This is a genomic window from Bradyrhizobium sp. AZCC 2262 (assembly GCF_036924535.1).
Lineage (GTDB): Bacteria > Pseudomonadota > Alphaproteobacteria > Rhizobiales > Xanthobacteraceae > Bradyrhizobium.
In genome coordinates, this window is sequence record NZ_JAZHRT010000001.1 from 5,831,749 (window position 1) to 5,848,652 (window position 16,904).

General features: G+C 63.0%; 17 protein-coding genes. 11 read left to right on the forward strand and 6 right to left on the reverse strand.

Annotation, left to right across the window (positions count from 1 at the left end; translation table 11 throughout):
• Nucleotides 1-69: 69 nt before the first annotated feature.
• The 6 genes from V1283_RS27405 to V1283_RS27430 form a co-directional block, all read right to left on the reverse strand.
• Nucleotides 70-339: a DUF3297 family protein gene (locus V1283_RS27405; RefSeq protein WP_334389686.1), complete on the reverse strand. Its 270-nt coding sequence runs from the start codon at nt 337-339 to the stop codon at nt 70-72.
• On the reverse strand, nt 336-812 hold the full coding sequence (locus tag V1283_RS27410; RefSeq protein ID WP_334389687.1) for a glutathione peroxidase: 477 nt from the start codon (nt 810-812) through the stop codon (nt 336-338). Before V1283_RS27410 ends, V1283_RS27405 begins: the two co-directional genes overlap by 4 nt.
• Before the next feature lie 16 nt (nt 813-828).
• Nucleotides 829-2,220, reverse strand: a complete 1,392-nt coding sequence (locus tag V1283_RS27415; protein ID WP_334389688.1) for an amidase family protein — start codon at nt 2,218-2,220, stop codon at nt 829-831.
• 73 nt (nt 2,221-2,293) lie between these two features.
• On the reverse strand, nt 2,294-2,860 hold the full coding sequence (locus V1283_RS27420; protein WP_334389689.1) for a c-type cytochrome: 567 nt from the start codon (nt 2,858-2,860) through the stop codon (nt 2,294-2,296).
• Between the two features lie 127 nt (nt 2,861-2,987).
• Nucleotides 2,988-4,271 (reverse strand): PQQ-dependent sugar dehydrogenase, encoded by a 1,284-nt coding sequence (locus tag V1283_RS27425; RefSeq protein WP_334389690.1) that lies wholly within the window; start codon nt 4,269-4,271, stop codon nt 2,988-2,990.
• A gap of 185 nt (nt 4,272-4,456) precedes the next feature.
• On the reverse strand, nt 4,457-4,714 hold the full coding sequence (locus V1283_RS27430) for a DUF6894 family protein (RefSeq protein WP_028347078.1): 258 nt from the start codon (nt 4,712-4,714) through the stop codon (nt 4,457-4,459).
• A gap of 306 nt (nt 4,715-5,020) precedes the next feature.
• On the opposite strand from V1283_RS27430, the gene pqqA reads away from it, so the two are divergent.
• From pqqA to V1283_RS27485, 11 genes are all read left to right on the forward strand, one after another.
• The gene (pqqA, locus tag V1283_RS27435; protein WP_138835738.1) at nt 5,021-5,101 is read left to right on the forward strand and encodes a pyrroloquinoline quinone precursor peptide PqqA; all 81 of its coding nucleotides are present in this window, start codon (nt 5,021-5,023) and stop codon (nt 5,099-5,101) included.
• Nucleotides 5,102-5,248: 147 nt separating this feature from the next.
• Nucleotides 5,249-6,178 (forward strand): pyrroloquinoline quinone biosynthesis protein PqqB, encoded by a 930-nt coding sequence (gene pqqB, locus V1283_RS27440; RefSeq protein WP_334389691.1) that lies wholly within the window; start codon nt 5,249-5,251, stop codon nt 6,176-6,178.
• Between the two features lie 32 nt (nt 6,179-6,210).
• Nucleotides 6,211-6,966, forward strand: a complete 756-nt coding sequence (pqqC, locus tag V1283_RS27445; protein ID WP_334389693.1) for a pyrroloquinoline-quinone synthase PqqC — start codon at nt 6,211-6,213, stop codon at nt 6,964-6,966.
• A gap of 6 nt (nt 6,967-6,972) precedes the next feature.
• Nucleotides 6,973-7,284 (forward strand): pyrroloquinoline quinone biosynthesis peptide chaperone PqqD, encoded by a 312-nt coding sequence (pqqD, locus tag V1283_RS27450; RefSeq protein ID WP_334389694.1) that lies wholly within the window; start codon nt 6,973-6,975, stop codon nt 7,282-7,284.
• Complete coding sequence (gene pqqE, locus V1283_RS27455) at nt 7,281-8,489, forward strand: pyrroloquinoline quinone biosynthesis protein PqqE (RefSeq protein ID WP_334389695.1); 1,209 nt, start codon at nt 7,281-7,283, stop codon at nt 8,487-8,489. The genes pqqD and pqqE overlap by 4 nt, the downstream gene beginning before the upstream one ends.
• Nucleotides 8,479-9,465 carry a prolyl aminopeptidase gene (gene pip, locus V1283_RS27460; RefSeq protein ID WP_334389696.1) on the forward strand — a complete coding sequence of 329 codons (987 nt, stop codon included), beginning with the start codon at nt 8,479-8,481 and terminating at the stop codon, nt 9,463-9,465. Before pqqE ends, pip begins: the two co-directional genes overlap by 11 nt.
• Nucleotides 9,466-9,477: 12 nt before the next feature.
• Nucleotides 9,478-10,140: a hypothetical protein gene (locus V1283_RS27465; protein WP_334389697.1), complete on the forward strand. Its 663-nt coding sequence runs from the start codon at nt 9,478-9,480 to the stop codon at nt 10,138-10,140.
• Between the two features lie 456 nt (nt 10,141-10,596).
• Nucleotides 10,597-11,793: a chromate efflux transporter gene (gene chrA, locus V1283_RS27470; RefSeq protein ID WP_334389698.1), complete on the forward strand. Its 1,197-nt coding sequence runs from the start codon at nt 10,597-10,599 to the stop codon at nt 11,791-11,793.
• Nucleotides 11,794-12,089: 296 nt separating this feature from the next.
• Nucleotides 12,090-13,889: an FAD-dependent oxidoreductase gene (locus V1283_RS27475; RefSeq protein ID WP_334389699.1), complete on the forward strand. Its 1,800-nt coding sequence runs from the start codon at nt 12,090-12,092 to the stop codon at nt 13,887-13,889.
• Entirely contained in the window at nt 13,859-15,709 is a 1,851-nt protein-coding gene (locus V1283_RS27480) for a 2-oxoacid:acceptor oxidoreductase subunit alpha (protein WP_334389700.1), read from the forward strand. Before V1283_RS27475 ends, V1283_RS27480 begins: the two co-directional genes overlap by 31 nt.
• 130 nt (nt 15,710-15,839) lie before the next feature.
• Nucleotides 15,840-16,895: a 2-oxoacid:ferredoxin oxidoreductase subunit beta gene (locus tag V1283_RS27485; protein WP_334389701.1), complete on the forward strand. Its 1,056-nt coding sequence runs from the start codon at nt 15,840-15,842 to the stop codon at nt 16,893-16,895.
• Nucleotides 16,896-16,904: the final 9 nt, after the last annotated feature.

Consider the following 16,904-nt stretch of genomic DNA (forward strand, 5'->3'; position numbering starts at 1 on the left):
GATGCCCGGGACAAGCCAGGACAAGCCCGGGCATGACCGGTGCGTGATGCGCGCGCAGCGCGTTTTCAATCAGGACGACGGCTTGTCGCGGAAGTACGGCTCGACCGGGCCGTGCACCTTGATCGTCAGCGGGTTGCCGTAGCGGTCCTTGGCGCTGCCGGCGGTGACGCGCACCCAGCCTTCACTGATGCAATATTCCTCGACATTGGTTTTCTCGACGCCCTTGAAGCGGATGCCGACATCGCGCGCGAGGATATCGGCATTGTAATACGGGCTGTCCGGATCGACCGAGAGACGGTCGGGGAATTGGTCGCTCATCGCTTTGTTGGTCTCGCTCACAGCAGTGCCTCGATTTCTCTTCGTATTCCTTCGGGAGTAGCGGTCGGGGCGTAGCGCCCCACCACCCTGCCCGATCGGTCGACCAGGAATTTGGTGAAATTCCATTTGATCGACGGACCCAGCAATCCCGATTTCGCGTTCTTCAAATGGTTGAACAACGGATGCGCATGGCTGCCGTTGACGTCGATCTTGGCGAACATCGGAAACGTCACGTCATACTTGGTTTCGCAGAATGCCTCGATCTGTTTGGCGTCGCCCGGCTCCTGCCCGCCGAACTGGTTGCAGGGAAAACCAAGCACCGCAAAGCCGCGCGGCGACAGTTCGCGCTGCAATTGCTCCAGGCCCTTGTACTGCGGCGTGAATCCGCAGGCGCTCGCCGTGTTGACGATCAGGAGCACTTGACCTTCAAACCGCTTGAGCGGAACCTCCTCGCCGGCGAGCGACTGCGCCGTAAAATCATAAACGCCTGGCATCCTGTTTCTCTCGAAGTCAGCCCGCGGGATCGATCGCCGCCGACGGCGTTCCGCCGGCTTCGATCGCCTCGCCGGCAGCAAGGCATAAATCCTCGCGATAACGGCCGGAAACCAGTTGCACGCCAACGGGCACGCGTCCGACCAGTCCGGTCGAGACCGTTAGCCCGGGCAGCCCCATGAAGGGAATGGCGATCTGCGGCAATTGCGCATGCCAGACGCGCGCAAACGATGCGTCGTCCTTGCGGTCGAGCTGATCGGGGAACGGCAATTCACCGGAGACCGGCATCAGCAGCACGGCATAGTTTTCGAAGAACGCCAGCCATTCGCGCGTCAGCGTCGCGCGCCGCGTCAGCGCTTTCGACAGGTCGAACGGATGCACTTTTGCGCGGTTGCCGCGCAGGCAGGCCAGCGCGCCGGGATCGCCTTCGCGCTCGGCGGTTTCCAGCTGCGCCTCATAGCCGTCGCCGAGCCAGAGCTTTGTCTGGAGGTCGGCGGCCTCGCGCAGCGGCGGCGTGTTGGTGATTTCCTCGACGATCCAGCCCGCGCGCGCGAGCCGCTTGCCGGCATCGGCCACGGCGGCCTTCACTTCGGGGACGGGATCGAGGCCGTCAGGGTTGAGGCACATCGCGACGCGCTTTGGCATCGCCGGTCCTTCGAGCGGCGCCGGCACCCACCAGGGATCGCGATAGTCCCTCGCCGACATCGCGGCCAGCGCGATTCTGATATCGCCGATGGTGCGCGCCAACGGGCCCGAGACGGCGCTGATCTGCGGCCCGATCGGCCGTTCGGGGAGCGCCGCGTTGAACGCCGCAATGCGCCCCATCGTCGGCCGCAGACCATGCACGCCGCAGGCGTAGGCCGGATAGCGGATCGATCCCGCGATATCAGTGCCGTGCGCGATATGGCCGATGCCGGCCGCGACCGCCGCCCCCGCGCCGCCGGACGAGCCGCCCGGCGTGATGGCGGGATCGCGCGGATTCCTGGTGTCGCCATGAATGAGATTGGTGGTGAACCAGCGATAGGAGAATGCCGGGCAGTTGGTGCGACCCAGAATGACGGCGCCGGATTTGCGCAGATTGTCGATCACGGGATTATTGCTTTTAGCGATGGCGTCGCGCTGCAGTTTGAGCCCGTTGGTGGTGGCAAAGCCTTCCTGGTCGATATTGACCTTCACCGTGACAGGCACGCCCCCGAGCGGCCCGGCATCTTCGCCACGCCCGATGGCGGCATCGACGGCGGCAGCCTGCGCCAGCACGTCTTCAGGCCTGTGGTCGACCACGGCATTGATCTTGGGATTGACCGCGTCCAGCCGCGCCAGCGCCGCGGTCGCCGCCTCCTTCGCAGAGACTTTCTTCGACTTGACCAGCGAAGCCATTTCCGCGGCCGACAGGCGCCATAGATCCTGCATGCAAAACTCCATATCGATTGGAGCCCTTGTAGCGCCGGGCGCAGGGCAATGCCAGCGGGCCCGCCGGCCGAATTTAGCGCATGCGGGCGACGAAATAGGCGAGATCGGCGATCTGCTCCGGCGTGATCGGCGCCATCACGTCAGCCATGCTGGCGTCATAGCCGTGGCGGCTGTTGTCCTTGTACTCGGCAAGGGTCTTGGCGAGATAATCCTCACGCTGATTGGCGATGCGCGGGACGTTTTCCTTGCCGGACAAATCCGGGTTATGGCAGGTGTCGCAGCGGTGCTGCTGCACCAGCGCCTGGCCGCGCTGCAACCGCACAGGATCACCGGCGTCCGCGGGTGGCGCGGGCTTCGGCATCCTGGCGATGAAATCGGAAAAGAGGCGAAGATCGTCGTCGGTCAGCGGCTTCGCCATCTCGTTCATCGGCTCGAAGGTGCGCAGCTTCTCGCGGAACAAGAAAAGCTGGATCAGCGCGTAAGGCGCCTGCTGCCCGCCGAGCGAGGGCGTGTTCTCGGTTTCGGACTGGCCCTTTTCGCCATGGCAAGCGAGACACGGCACGATGCGTTCTTCGATCGTCTCGGCGCTTGCGGCAAAGGCGATCGAGGCGAACGCCAGCGCCGTTATTGTCTTACGCATCGTACCCTTTCCTCGCGCTCTCGTCGTTCCGGGGCGATGCGAAGCATCGAACCCGGAACCTCGAGATTCCGGGTCTGGTGCTCACGCACCATCCCGGAATGACTGCTCCTCGCAATGACGGTCTGGGTTACTGCTTCCCCGCCACCTTCTGCTTGCCGTAGGTGACGCGATAGACGGCGCCGTTCCAGTCGTCGGAGACCAGGAGCGAGCCATCCTTCATTTGCATCACATCGACCGGCCGGCCGATATACTTGTTGTCTTCCAGGAAGCCCGTGATGAACGGCTCCATCGACTTCACTGTGCCGTCCTTGTTCAGCTTGACGACCACGACGTCGCCGCCAACCTTCTTGGACCTGTTCCAGGATCCATGCCGCGCGACGATGATCGCGTTCTTGTAGGCTTTCGGGAACATGCTGCCGGTGTAGAAGCGCAGGCCGAGCGAGGCCGAATGCGGGCCCAACAGACCGACGGGCGGGGTGAATTCGCTGCAGGACTTGCCCCAGCCGAATTCGGGATCGACGATGTTGCCCTGCAGGCAGTAGGGCGCGCCGAAATGTTCACCGACCTTGGTGACGCGGTTGAGCTCGTCCTCAGGGACATCTTCCGACATCCAGTCGCGGCCATTGTCGGTGAAGTAGAGCTGCTTGGTCTCCGGATTCCAGTCGAAGCCGACCGTGTTGCGGACGCCCCTCGCGATCACTTCCACCCCGGAGCCATCGAGATTCATCCGGCGGATCTGGCCGTGATCGTCGTCATGCAGCACGTTGTTGCCGGGCTGGCCGACCGGAACGTAGAGCTTGTTGTCGGGGCCGATGCCGATGAACTTCCAGCCATGGGCTTCGTCCTTGGGCAGCTTGTCGTAGATCACGGTCGGCTTGGGCGGGTTGTCCAGGTTGTCTTCGACCTTCTCGATCTTGGAGACCTTCGACAGCTCGGCGATGTAGAGCGTGCCATCCTTGAAGGCGAGGCCGTTCGGCCGATAGAGACCGGAGGCCAGCACCTTGACTTCCCGTTTGCCGTCCTTGTTGACGATGGCATAGACCTTGTCGACCAGGCGGCTGCCGACGAACACCGTCCCCTTGTCGCCGAGCGCGAGCGAGCGGGCGTTCGCCATGCCGGCGGCATAGACTTCGATGTTGAAGCCGGCCGGCACCTTCAGTTTTGCGGTCGGCAGTTTGTCCGGCGCCGCGGGGATCGGCGGCGGCGCAATCGGCGCGAGCTTGGCAGCGGCTTCACTGCCGGCCGGGCGTCCGATCAGCGGAGACCCCGGCGGAAGCGCGGGCGCGGCCGCGGGGGCTGCGCCGGCGGCCGGCGGCGTGGCGGGCTGCTGGGCGGCAACACTCAATGTAAGGGCACTAAAAAAAGCACCGGCCAGCAACAGGCTGCGCGGTGTCGGCAAATAACTTATCATGCACGTTCTCCCTGGAAGCCTTTCTCTTCGCGCAGGCCGATATGATGCCGGCGCCGGAGGCCTTCCCGGGCGGCACTCTCCGATATTTATCCGCCGGTGCGCAATCGGAAAACATGGCGTCCGGAAGTTGTACTGCCAAAACGGACGAAGCGCGAAACGCCGACGCCCGCAGGCCTGGCGCGCTGTCAGTGTCTGGTGATGGGACCGCCGGGGGCGTCGAGAATCGCTTCCGCGAACGGAAACTCCAGCACGATCTCGCCGTCGTCGTCGGTGACCTCGATGGTCGCGCTGAGAAGCGCGCCGTCGGCGCCATCGGTCTTGAGCAGCTCCCGGATCATGGCACGCGCCATTTCCCAGGCGCGGTCGGGATCCCTGAGCACTTCGCCGTCGGGGTCGGAAATCAGCTCATCGCCGATACGGGTGTTGAAATAATATCGCGGCATCGGCGGAAACTTCACTCTCGTTGGGGTCCAGAAATCGGGGGACCGCACTTCCCTCACGGGTTTCTTTATGGGACGCCGGGAGCGCCACGCAAGCCAAGCATCGTCATTCGCATTGGCCCGAACAACCGGGAAACACTTGATCCCACGTTGTTTTGACCAGGGGTTCCCGCACAACTCCGTGAAACCTTTCGCGACGCAGCATAAACATACCTCCTGTTTCAGCAAAAGATTTAACTGGCGAACTTTTTGATCCACGCTACCTTAACCCTGAGGGCGGAGTTCGTCCGACAGCAAAGGGAGAGCCAAATGGCCTGGAAGACGCCGAAAATCGTCGAAGTATCGGTCGGCATGGAAATCAACATGTATATGTGCGCCACCCGCAAGTAAGCGGTAGCGCATTTCACATCTCACGCAGGTGGACTTCCGGGCCTGACACGTTCCCGAGAGCGGGATTGTGTCCGACGCCGGTGTCCACTTTGCGGCGTTCGTAATTCAGTTTGTGTCTTCAAGTCTGGAAGCGCCAGGAGACGGATCATGCTTCGCGTCGTCGTCCTGGGCGCCGCGGCCGGCGGCGGCGTTCCGCAGTGGAATTGCGGATGTCCGGTGTGCCGCAAAGCACGAAGCGAAAATCCCGAACTGCGAAGCACCCAGGCGTCGATCGCGGTCAGCGCCGACGGTGCGCACTGGTATTTGATCAACGCCTCGCCTGACCTGCGCCAGCAGCTTATTGCAACGCCGCAGCTTCACCCCAAAGCCGGACAGCTCCGTCACAGCCCGATCGCCGGCGTGATCCTGACCAATGGCGAAGTCGATGCGGTCGCAGGCCTGTTGTCGATGCGCGAGGGTTCACCGTTTACGCTCTATGCGCATGAGCGGGTCCTTGCGATTTTGCGATCCAACAACATCTTTAACGTGCTCGGCGAGAACAACGTGAAGCGGCGGCCGATCGAGGTAGACAGGCCATTCGAGCCTACTTTACCCGACGGCTCGCCATCCGGCATGGAAATCCTCCCCTTCGCGGTTCCCGGCAAGGGCGCGTGGTATCTCGAAGGCAAGGCGCATCCGGCGGGCGGCGATGGCGCGGGTGATACGCTGGGCTTACGGATTCTGGACAAGGGCAGCGGCAGGTACTTCTATTTCCTGGCCGCCTGCGCTGACGTGACCGACGATCTCAAATCGCGCCTGGCGGGCGCCGCGCTGGTGTTCTTTGACGGCACCGTGTGGCGCGACGACGAATTGATCGTCCAGGGCCTCGGCACCAAGACGGGACAAGGGATGGGACATATTTCGATGTCGGGCGAACACGGAGCGATCGAAAGCCTTGCCGGCCTCGATATCGGCCGAAAAATGTTCCTGCATATCAACAACTCCAACCCCGCCCTGCTCTCCGGCTCGGGCGAGCGAAAGGCACTGGAACAGGCGGGCTGGCAGATTCCAGCCGATGGAACGGAGATCACGCTGTGAATGTCATGGCCAAGGGGAAAATGACCGCGGAAATGACCGCCCTATCGATCGGCAAGGGCATCACGCTCAACAGCGCCGATGAACTGGAAGCGATGCTCCGCCACATCGGCGCGACGCGCTATCACAATCTGCATCCGTTCCACCGGCTGCTGCACGGCGGCAAGCTCAACAAGGGACAGGTGCAGGCCTGGGCGCTCAACCGCTATTTCTACCAGAGCACGATCCCGCTCAAGGACGCGATGGTGATCTCCCGCTTCCGCGACCGCGCCACAAGGATCGAATGGCGGCACCGGATCGAGGACCACGACGGCGATATCGGCTCCGAAGGCGGCATCGAGCGCTGGCTGAAGCTGACCGAGGGCCTTGGGCTCGACAGCGCCTATGTGGAATCGACCGAAGGCATTTTGCCCGCGACGCGGTTTGCGGTGGAGGCCTATGTGCATTTCTGCCGTGACAAGACACCGCTGGAAGCGATCGCCTCCTCGCTCACGGAACTGTTCGCGCCGAACCTGCATGAGGAACGCATCTCCGGCATGCTGCAGCACTATGATTTCGTCAACCCCGATATCATGAGCTATTTCAGCCGCCGCCTGACGCAGGCCCCGCGCGACGCGGGTTTTGCGCTGGAATACGTCAAGGCCAACGCGAAGACGCCCGCCGAGCGCGAGGCGGTCTGCAATGCGCTGATCTTCAAGACCAATGTGCTATGGGTTCAGCTCGACGCGCTGTATCATGCCTATGTCGAGGGCCATATACCGCCCGGGGCGTTCGTGCCCGGAGGAGACTAGCGATCGATGGCTGCGAGCCGCAACATCAGTGTCAGCGAGGCGAGCCGGCCGAAATTGCCGCGACACACGCGGCTGAAATTCGATGAGACGCGGCAGGTCTGGGTGATCCTGGCGCCGGAGCGCGTGCTGGCGCCGGACGAGATTGCGGTGGAAGTGCTGCAGCTCTGCGACGGGGTGCGCAGCGTCGGCGATATGGCCGACCAGCTCGCCGCCAAATATGCCGCGCCGCGTGAGGCGATCTTGACCGACGTCATCGCGATGCTGCAGGACCTTGCCGACAAGGGTTTTCTGACCGAAGTGCGTGAGAAGACGTCATGAGCGACATTCTCGCTGGAAGCAAAACCACCGGCGCCGCGCCCAGTGACGGGCTCGCGGTTCTGGAATCGCAACGATCGACCGCAGAGACGTTCGGCATTCCGCTTGCCGTGCTCGCGGAGCTGACGCACCGCTGCCCGCTGCAATGCCCCTATTGCTCAAACCCGATCGAACTCGACCGCGGCGGCAGCGAGCTGACGACCGAGGAATGGAAAAAAGTTCTGAGCGAACTCGCCGAAATCGGCGTGCTGCAGATTCATTTCTCCGGCGGCGAACCGACCGCGCGCAAGGATCTGGTAGAGCTGGTGCAGCATGCGACCGACGTCGGGCTGTACAGCAATCTCATTACATCGGCGGTGCTGCTGACAAAGGAACGGCTTTCGGCGCTGGCCGATGCCGGCCTCTGCCACGTGCAGATCAGTTTCCAGGGCAACGAGCCCATGGTTGCCGATCGCGTCGCCGGATTGAAGAACGCGCATGAGAAGAAGATCGAGGCCGCGAAATGGACGCGCGAGCTTGACCTGCCGCTGACGGTCAACGCCGTCATGCACCGCCAGAATTTGCACCAGCTCTCCGACATCATCCAGATGGCGGTCGATCTCGACGCCGACCGGCTGGAAGTCGCCAACGTCCAGTATTACGGCTGGGCATTGAAAAATCGCGCCGCCTTGATGCCGACGATCGAGCAGATCGAGGAGACCAGCCGGATCGTCGAGGAAGCCGCCGTGCGGCTGAAAGGCATTTTGGCCATCGACTATGTCGTGCCGGATTACTACGCGCTGCGGCCGAAGAAATGCATGGGCGGCTGGGGCCGGCAGTTCTTCAACATCTCGCCGGCCGGCAAGGTCCTGCCCTGCCACGCGGCGGAGAGCATCACCGGGCTGGAATTCGAATCCGTGCGCTCCAATCATTCGATCGCCTGGATCTGGCAGAATTCCGAGGCCTTCAACCGCTATCGCGGCACCGGCTGGATGCCCGAGCCGTGCAAGAGCTGCGAATTCAGGGAAATCGATTTCGGCGGCTGCCGCTGCCAGGCCTTTGCGCTGACCGGCGATGCCGGCAATACCGATCCGGCCTGTACGCTGTCGCCGATGCACGAGCAGATCTTCAAGGACGCCGAGCGCGAGGCGGCCGCGCACCAGGACCGCTTCCTCTATCGCAATTTCGCCGGCGGCACGCTGGAGACGGAAGGCGAGCATGGCGCCTGACGCCGACGCCGGCAAATCCGTCAAACGCGCCGATCCGTTTGCCCCGCTGACGTCGGAGCAACTCGTCGTCAGCGACGGTCACGACATCTATGTCGAAAGCGTCGGCCGGCCCGGTGGCGTTGCCGCGGTCTACCTGCATGGCGGGCCCGGCAGCGGCTGCCAGCCGGACCATCGCCGACTGTTCGATCCCGAGCGCTTCCACGCCGTGCTGTTCGACCAGCGCGGCGCCGGCCGCAGCCGCCCCAAGGGCCGCCGCGAAGCCAACACGCTGCCGCATCTGATCGCCGACATGGAAGCGATCCGCGAGAAATTCGCACTTGAGCGCTGGATGATCGTCGGCGGCTCCTGGGGCGCGACGCTGGCGTTGGCGTATGCGCAAGCCCATCCCGACCGCGTCACGGGCATCGTACTGCGGGCTACCTTCCTGGGCACGATCCAGGAAATCGAAAACGGATTTCTCAACACGCTGCCGCGTTTCTATCCTGGCCTTTACAACGACTTCATGAGCGTGCTGCCCGAAGGCGAACGCGCTCAACCGATCCAGGCCTATTTCCGCCGCATCCTCGACCCCGATCCTGACGTGAATATTCCGGCGGCGCGGGCCTGGGGCGAAACCGAACGCATTCTTTCCGAACACGCGCCGAACCGCACACGGCTCGATCTGGCGGCGCTTGGTTCATCGCGCGGCCTGCCGGCCACGCCGTTCATGGAAGCGCACTATTTCGCCAATGACTGCTTCATGCAGCCCAACCAGTTGCTGCGCGAAGCGGGCAGGCTCAAAGGCATCCCAGGGATCATCGTGCAGGGCCGCTACGATCTGCTGTGCCCGCCCGCGACCTCGCACGCGCTTGGCGCGCTGTGGCGCGAGGCCGAAATTCGTTTCGTCGAGGGCGCCGGCCACACGCTGTACGATCCCGGCGTCCGCGACGCCGTGATGAAGGCGATCGCGGACATGGCATCGAGAACCAGCAAGTAGGAATCAAGAAAAATGCCGATGGCCGGAAAAGGCATGCTGCTGACGTCGATGAACATAGACGCCGTGCACGAGGCCGAATTCAATCGCTGGTATGACCGCGAACATCTCGAAGAGCGCGTGGCGATCGACGGCTTCATCGAAGCCCGCCGCTATGTCGCCCACGACGGCAACCCAAAATATCTCAGCCTCTACTCCACCGAAACCTTTGAGGTGCTGGACAGCCCGGCCTATCGCACCGCGCTTTCGAACCAGACCACGTGGTCGAAGGCCAACATCGCCCGCTTCCAGAACATGATCCGGGCGGTCGCACGCATCACGGTCAGCCGCGGCACCGGCCGCGGCGCGGCGCTCGGCATTGTCAGGCTGCGTCCGGCAGGCGGCGAGGACAAATTGCGTGCGGCGCTGAGCGAGCAACTTGATCCGGCCACGCTCGACGGGATCATCTCCATGCATTTGATCGAGAGCGATCCGGCGCTGTCGAAGCCGATCACCGACGATCCCTCCGCGCCCAATCCCGGCGCCGGCGACTGGTTCGTGCTGATCGATGGCACCGATGTGAACGCGGTGCCTGCGGCAATGCTGCGCTTCAGCGGTAACATCGCACTGAAGCCGCTGACCATCTCAAGCGGCGTCTACCGGCTGATGTGGGATCTGGCGAAGCGCGATATCGGCTAGGCGCTTTCGCTGCTGCCAATGGGCGCGCTAAGTTAAGTGAGCCGTGGCGGCTTGATCCGGGCGTTCCGGGACGGGAATTGACAATAGCGCGGCCGTAGAACTACGGATCAAGGCGCTGTTAACGAGGTGTCGAGTAAAGAGGTGGCCGAGACTTGGCTTCTGCCGGTATTGCTCGACTCAGAGCTGCAGTTTCGCTCTTCTCGTAATGTGCGAAGGCTTTGATAGCGCGAATGAGAACTTCCGCCGAAGTCTCTAACATCGCTTCCAATTGCCCTGCTGATGTTATCTCTCAGATGTGCGATCGTCGCTCGGAAGCGCTCCTTCTTCCGGGTGCTGGCGCAACCAATCGGCTGAGGATGCCATGTGCATCACACTTCTCTTTGCTGAAGATCGCCCCAAGCGCTTGGTGACGTTATCGGTTCCCGCTATCGTCAGCCGACACTGGAGTTGAATTGCATGGCGGATAAGTCCGCAGGCACCGTCGCCGAGGTTTTCGCCGCCTTCCTCAAGCTCGGACTCACCTCGTTCGGCGGGCCGATTGCGCATCTCGGTTACTTCAGGGCGGAATTCGTCGAACGGCGGAAATGGCTCAGCGAAAGCAGTTTTGCCGACATCGTCGCGCTCTGCCAGTTCTTGCCGGGGCCGGCTTCCAGCCAGGTCGGCTTCACGCTCGGCATCCTGCGCGGCAATGGCCTGTTCGGCGGATTGGCGGCGTGGTTCGCCTTCACGATGCCGTCAGCAATCATTCTCTTCGCGTTCGCGCTTAGTGCGACGGCCTTCACCGGCCCTTCCGCTGAAGGGATTCTCCACGGCCTGAAGCTGGTCGCGGTCGCCGTGGTCGCGCAGGCGATCTGGGGCATGGCAAACAGCCTGACGCCGGATCGCGCGCGGGCTGCCATCGCGCTTGCGGCTGTTGCGATCGTGGTTTTCATCGGCGGATCGTTTGGACAGATCGGCGCCATCGCGCTTGGAGCCATGGCCGGGCTCTGGCTGTGCCGCGGCGACGGGGCCACTCCTGCGGGCCACCTCGGCTTTTCGGTATCGCGCCGACACAGCGCGGTCGCGCTGGTGCTGTTCGCGGTCCTGTTCCTGCTCACGCCGCTGGTGGCTGCAAGGACCGGCTCGCAAGGGCTTGCGCTGTTCGACGCGTTCTATCGTTCCGGCGCGCTGGTGTTCGGCGGCGGCCATGTCGTCCTGCCGCTGTTGCAGGCGGAAGTCGTGACGCCGGGCTGGGTCAGCAATGCGGACTTCCTCGCCGGCTACGGCATGGCGCAAGCGGTACCCGGACCGCTGTTCACCTTTGCAGCCTATCTCGGCGCCATAGGACCCGCTCCCAATGGTCTGGCCGGCGCTGCGATTGCACTCATCGCACTGTCTCTGCCAGGACTGCTGCTGGTCTACGGCATGCTGCCATATTGGGACGCGCTGCGCCTGCGTCCCTCCGCGCAGGCCGCCATGCGCGGCACAAACGCCGCCGTCGTCGGCATCCTTGGCGCGGCGCTCTACAATCCGGTCTGGACCAGCGCGGTGCTCACCCCGCGCGATTTCGCCGTGGCGCTCACCGGCTTCCTGCTGCTGACGGTTTGGAAACTGGCCCCCTGGATTGTCGTGGTCCAGCTGGCAGCGACGGCAGCGGTTCTGCAACTGCGCTGAGCACGTCATCCTTTTTGCGCGTATTCGTCTGCTCGAAATGCGCGAGTTCATCGCGCTTGAAACCGTTAAGACCAACTGCACCGCACATGCTGCACTGCCGCATCGACACTGCGACGCTAAGTCCACGCTCCCATGCAGATGAAAGCTGCAGATCGCGCAAATTTGCCTTTGTGCCGCGTCTGGAATGGCTCTAATAAGATAAGCCTATGATCCAATTCAAAAACCACAAGAACGCTCGTTAAGCGTTCGCAGGCAAACAAGGCCGCGTTCTCGTTGCTGGCGCGGATAAGGTAGGAATGAAACCGACTGATATCTCGGCGCCAGACTACTTTCACAAAGTGGTCGATTGCCAATGGGCCTGCCCCGCTCACACGCCAGTTCCCGAGTACATCCGACTGATTGCCGAGGGGCGTTATAGCGACGCCTACATGATCAACTGGAAATCGAACGTGTTTCCCGGAATTCTGGGACGCACCTGCGATCGTCCATGCGAGCCGGCATGCCGCCGCGGTCGTGTCGAGGAAACTCCGGTCGCGATCTGCCGCCTGAAGCGCGTTGCCGCCGACTTCAAGGACGACGTCAAGCACCGCATGCCGAAGCCGCTGGCAAAGAACGGCAAGCGCATCGCGCTGGTCGGCGGCGGCCCCGCCTCGCTGGCGGTGGCGCGCGACCTCGCACCGCTCGGCTATCACTGCACCGTGTTCGATGCCGATCCCAAGGCGGGCGGCATGATGCGGAGCCAGATTCCAAAGTTCCGTCTGCCCGACACTGTCATCGACGAGGAGACCGATTACATCCTCAACCTCGGGGTCGACTTCAAGGGCGGCCATCGCATCGACAGCCTGAAGAAGCTGCTCAGCGAAAATTACGACGCGATCTTTATCGGCTCCGGCGCCCCGCGCGGCCGCGAGCTCGACATCCCCGGCCGCAAGGAAGCGGCCGCCAATATTCATATCGGCATCGAGTGGCTGGCGTCGGTCTCGTTCGGCCATGTCGAGAAGATCGGCCGGCGCGTGATCGTGCTCGGCGGCGGCAACACTGCGATGGATTGCTGCCGCACCGCGCGCCGCCTCGGTGGCGCAGACGTCAGGGTCATCGTGCGCTCTGGCTTCGAGGAAATGAAGGCGAGCCCCTGGGAAAAGGAAGACGCCCTTCACGAGGACATTCCGATCCTCAATTTCATGGTCCCGGTGGCGTTCAAGCATGTCAGCGGCAAGCTCATCGGCGTCACCTTCCAGAAGGTGAAGGCCGAATACGACGCCAAGGGCCGTCGCAACCTGGTGCCCTCGGGCGAACCCGACCAGACCATTCCCTGCGACGACGTGCTGGTCGCGGTCGGCCAGGAGAATGCGTTCCCCTGGATCGAGCGCGACTGCGGCATCGAGTTCGACAAGTGGAACATGCCGCAGGTCGATGCAAAGACCTTCGTATCGACCAATCCGAAAGTCTTCTTCGGTGGCGACGCCGCGTTCGGCCCCAAGAACATCATCTGGGCGGTCGCGCACGGCCATGATGCCGCGCTGTCGATCCACAAGATGATATCGGGCGAGGACATCAACGAACGCCCGCTGCCCGAAGTGCATGTCTCCTCGCAGAAGATGGGCATCCACGAGTGGAGCTACGACAACGACATCTCCGGCGACAAGCGCTACAAGGTGCCGCATCGCGACAAGGTGATCGCGCTGAAGGACATCCGGACCGAGGTCGAGCTCGGCTATGATGTCAAGCTCGCGCTCGGCGAGGCGCAGCGTTGCCTGAACTGCGACGTGCAGACCGTGTTCTCGGCGCCCGCCTGCATCGAATGCGACGCCTGCGTCGACATCTGCCCAATGGATTGCATCACATTCACAGAGAACAGCGAGGAAGAGGACCTCCGGCTGCGGCTGAAAGCGCCCTCGCCGCACCACGACCAGGCGCTCTATGTCGCCGAAGGACTCAAGACCGGGCGCGTCATGGTGAAGGACGAAGACGTCTGCCTGCATTGCGGGCTGTGCGCCGAGCGCTGCCCTACCGGCGCCTGGGACATGCAAAAGTACCTCATCGATATGACTCACGCGGGATCAACATGTCAGTCCAAAGCCCGATCAGCAGCGTAAACGACTTCGTCGTCCGCTTCGCCAACGTCAACGGCTCGGGTTCAGCGAGCGCCAACGAGCTGTTCGCGCGTTCGATCCTGCGCCATGGGGTGCCGGTCAGCCCGCGCAACATCTTCCCGTCCAACATCCAGGGCCTGCCGACCTGGTACGAGGTGCGCGTCACCGAAGCCGGCCATCTCGGCGCCCGCGGCGGCGTCGACCTGATGGTGGCGATGAACCCGCAGACCTGGGACAAGGACGTCGCCTCGATCGAGCCCGGCGGCTATCTGTTCTACGATTCGACCAAGCCGATGCCGACGTCGAAATTCCGCGCCGACATCACCGTGATCGGTGTGCCGCTAACCGCGATCACCAACTCGACCTACACCGATCCGCGCCAGCGCCAGCTGTTCAAGAACATCATCTATCTCGGCGCGCTCTGTGCGCTGCTCGACCTCGACCCGAAGCTCGTCGAGCAACTGATCGGCGAGCAATACAAGGGCAAGGAAAAGCTCTTGTCATCGAATGTGCACGCACTGCATCTCGGCCGCGATTGGGCGCTGCAGAATTTGAAATGCCCGATCGGGCTGCAGGTGAAGAAATCAGACAAGGTCGGCGACCGCATCTTCATGGAAGGCAACAGCGCGGCCGCGCTCGGCGCCGTCTACGGCGGCGCCACCGTCTGCGCCTGGTATCCGATCACACCGTCGTCGTCGGTGGCGGAGGCTTTTACGAGCCACTGCAAGAAACTGCGGCACGACCCGGAGACCGGCAAGGCAAAATACGCGATTGTGCAAGGCGAAGACGAGCTCGCATCCATCGGCATCGTGATCGGCGCCTCCTGGAATGGCGCGCGGGCCTTCACCGCGACCTCCGGCCCCGGCATCTCCCTGATGACGGAATTCATCGGCCTGTCGTATTTTGCGGAAATTCCGGCCGTGATCATGAACATCCAGCGCGCCGGCCCTTCGACGGGCATGCCGACGCGGACCCAGCAATGCGATATCATCGCCTGCGCCTATGCGTCCCACGGCGACACCAAGCATGTCCTGCTGTTCCCGGAAGATCCGGCCGAAGCGTTCGAGTTCGCGGCACAGTCGTTCGACCTCGCCGAGCGGCTGCAGACCGTGATCTTCCTGATGCTCGACCTCGACATCGGCATGAACCACCGGCTGTGCCGTCCGCTGAAGTGGGACGACGCCCGGCAGTATGACCGCGGCAAGGTGATGACCGCGGAAATGCTTGACGAGCCTGGCCGCGATTTCGGCCGTTATCTCGACGTCGACGGCGACGGCATCCCCTACCGCACCTATCCCGGTACGCATCCGACCAAGGGCTCTTTCTTTACCCGCGGCACCTCGCGCGACCGCTACGCGCGCTATTCGGAGGAAGGCGCGATCTATGCCGACAACATGCAGCGGCTGGTGCGCAAGTTCGAGACCGCGCAGGACATGGTGCCGCGGCCGTTGCAGGCCAACGCCGCCAAGCCGACCAAATACGGCGTGATCTATTTCGGCTCGACCGCACCTGCGATGGACGAAGCGATTGGCTTGCTGGAAGCGCGCGGGCATCAGCTCGACCGTCTGCGCATCCGTGCGTTCCCGTTCCACTCCAGCGTGGCGAGCTTCATCGCCGATCACGACTTCGTCTACGTGGTCGAGCAGAACCGCGACGGCCAGCTACGGCAATTGATCGTCAACGAGAACGGCATCGATCCGGTCCGCCTGGTGCCGATCCTGCACTATGACGGCACGCCGATCACCGCCCGCTTCATCGCCAACGCGATCGGCGACCATCAGGACCATCTCAAAGTGACCCCTCTCCGCAAGGCCGTGTCATGACCTGTGCGTTGCTCTCTCCGGCGTCATGCCCGGCCTTGTGCCGGGCATCCACGTCTTCCTTTTTTCCGGCCAAGACGTGGATGGCCGGGACAAGCCCGGCCATGACGAGCTGGGATCCGCAGGTGTTCTCATGACCTACATTGCAAAGCCGAAGTTTCATCATCCCGGCCTGCCGAAGAACGAGCTCGGCTATACCCACCGCGACTACGAGGGCAAGATCTCGACGCTGTGCGCCGGCTGCGGCCACGACTCGATCACCGCTTCCATCATCGAGGCCTGCTACGAGCTGTCGATCGAGCCGCATCGCGTCGCCAAGATTTCCGGCATCGGCTGCTCGTCGAAAACGCCGGACTATTTCCTCGGCAATTCGCACGGCTTCAACTCGGTGCATGGCCGCATGCCGTCGGTGCTGACCGGCGCCAACCTCGCCAACCGCGACCTGATCTATCTCGGCGTCTCCGGTGACGGCGACAGTGCCTCGATCGGCTTCGGCCAGTTCGCGCATTCGATCCGGCGCGCCGTGAATATGACCTACATCGTCGAGAACAACGGCGTCTACGGCCTGACCAAGGGCCAGTTCTCGGCGACCGCCGACCGCGGTTCGAAGTCCAAGAAGGGTGTGACGAACACCGACAACGCTATCGATCTGGTGGCGATCGCCCTGCAGCTCGGCGCGAGCTTCGTGGCGCGCAGTTTTTCCGGTGACAAGAGTCAACTGGTGCCGCTGATCGCGGCCGCGATCCGGCACAAGGGCGCGTCCTTCATCGACGTCATCAGCCCCTGCATCGCCTTCAACAACCATGCCGGCTCGACCAAGAGTTTTGATTACGTCCGCGAGCACAACGACGCGGTGAACCGGCTTGACGTGCTCACCGGCCGCGACCCGATCACGGTCGACTACGCGCCAGGCACGGTGCAGGTCGTCGAACAGCATGACGGCACCAAGCTGGCGCTGCGCAAGATCGACGCCGACTATGACGCCAACGACCGGCTCGCAGCCATGACCTTCCTGCAGAAGCACGCCGCCAAGGGCCAGGTTGTGACCGGACTGCTCTATGTCGACCCGGATTCGGAAGACCTGCACACCCATCTCGACACCGTCGAGAGGCCGCTCAATACGCTAGAAGCCGAGGACCTGTGCCCCGGCACATCAGCGCTGGAGAAGATCAACGCCAGCCTGCGGTAACCACGCTGC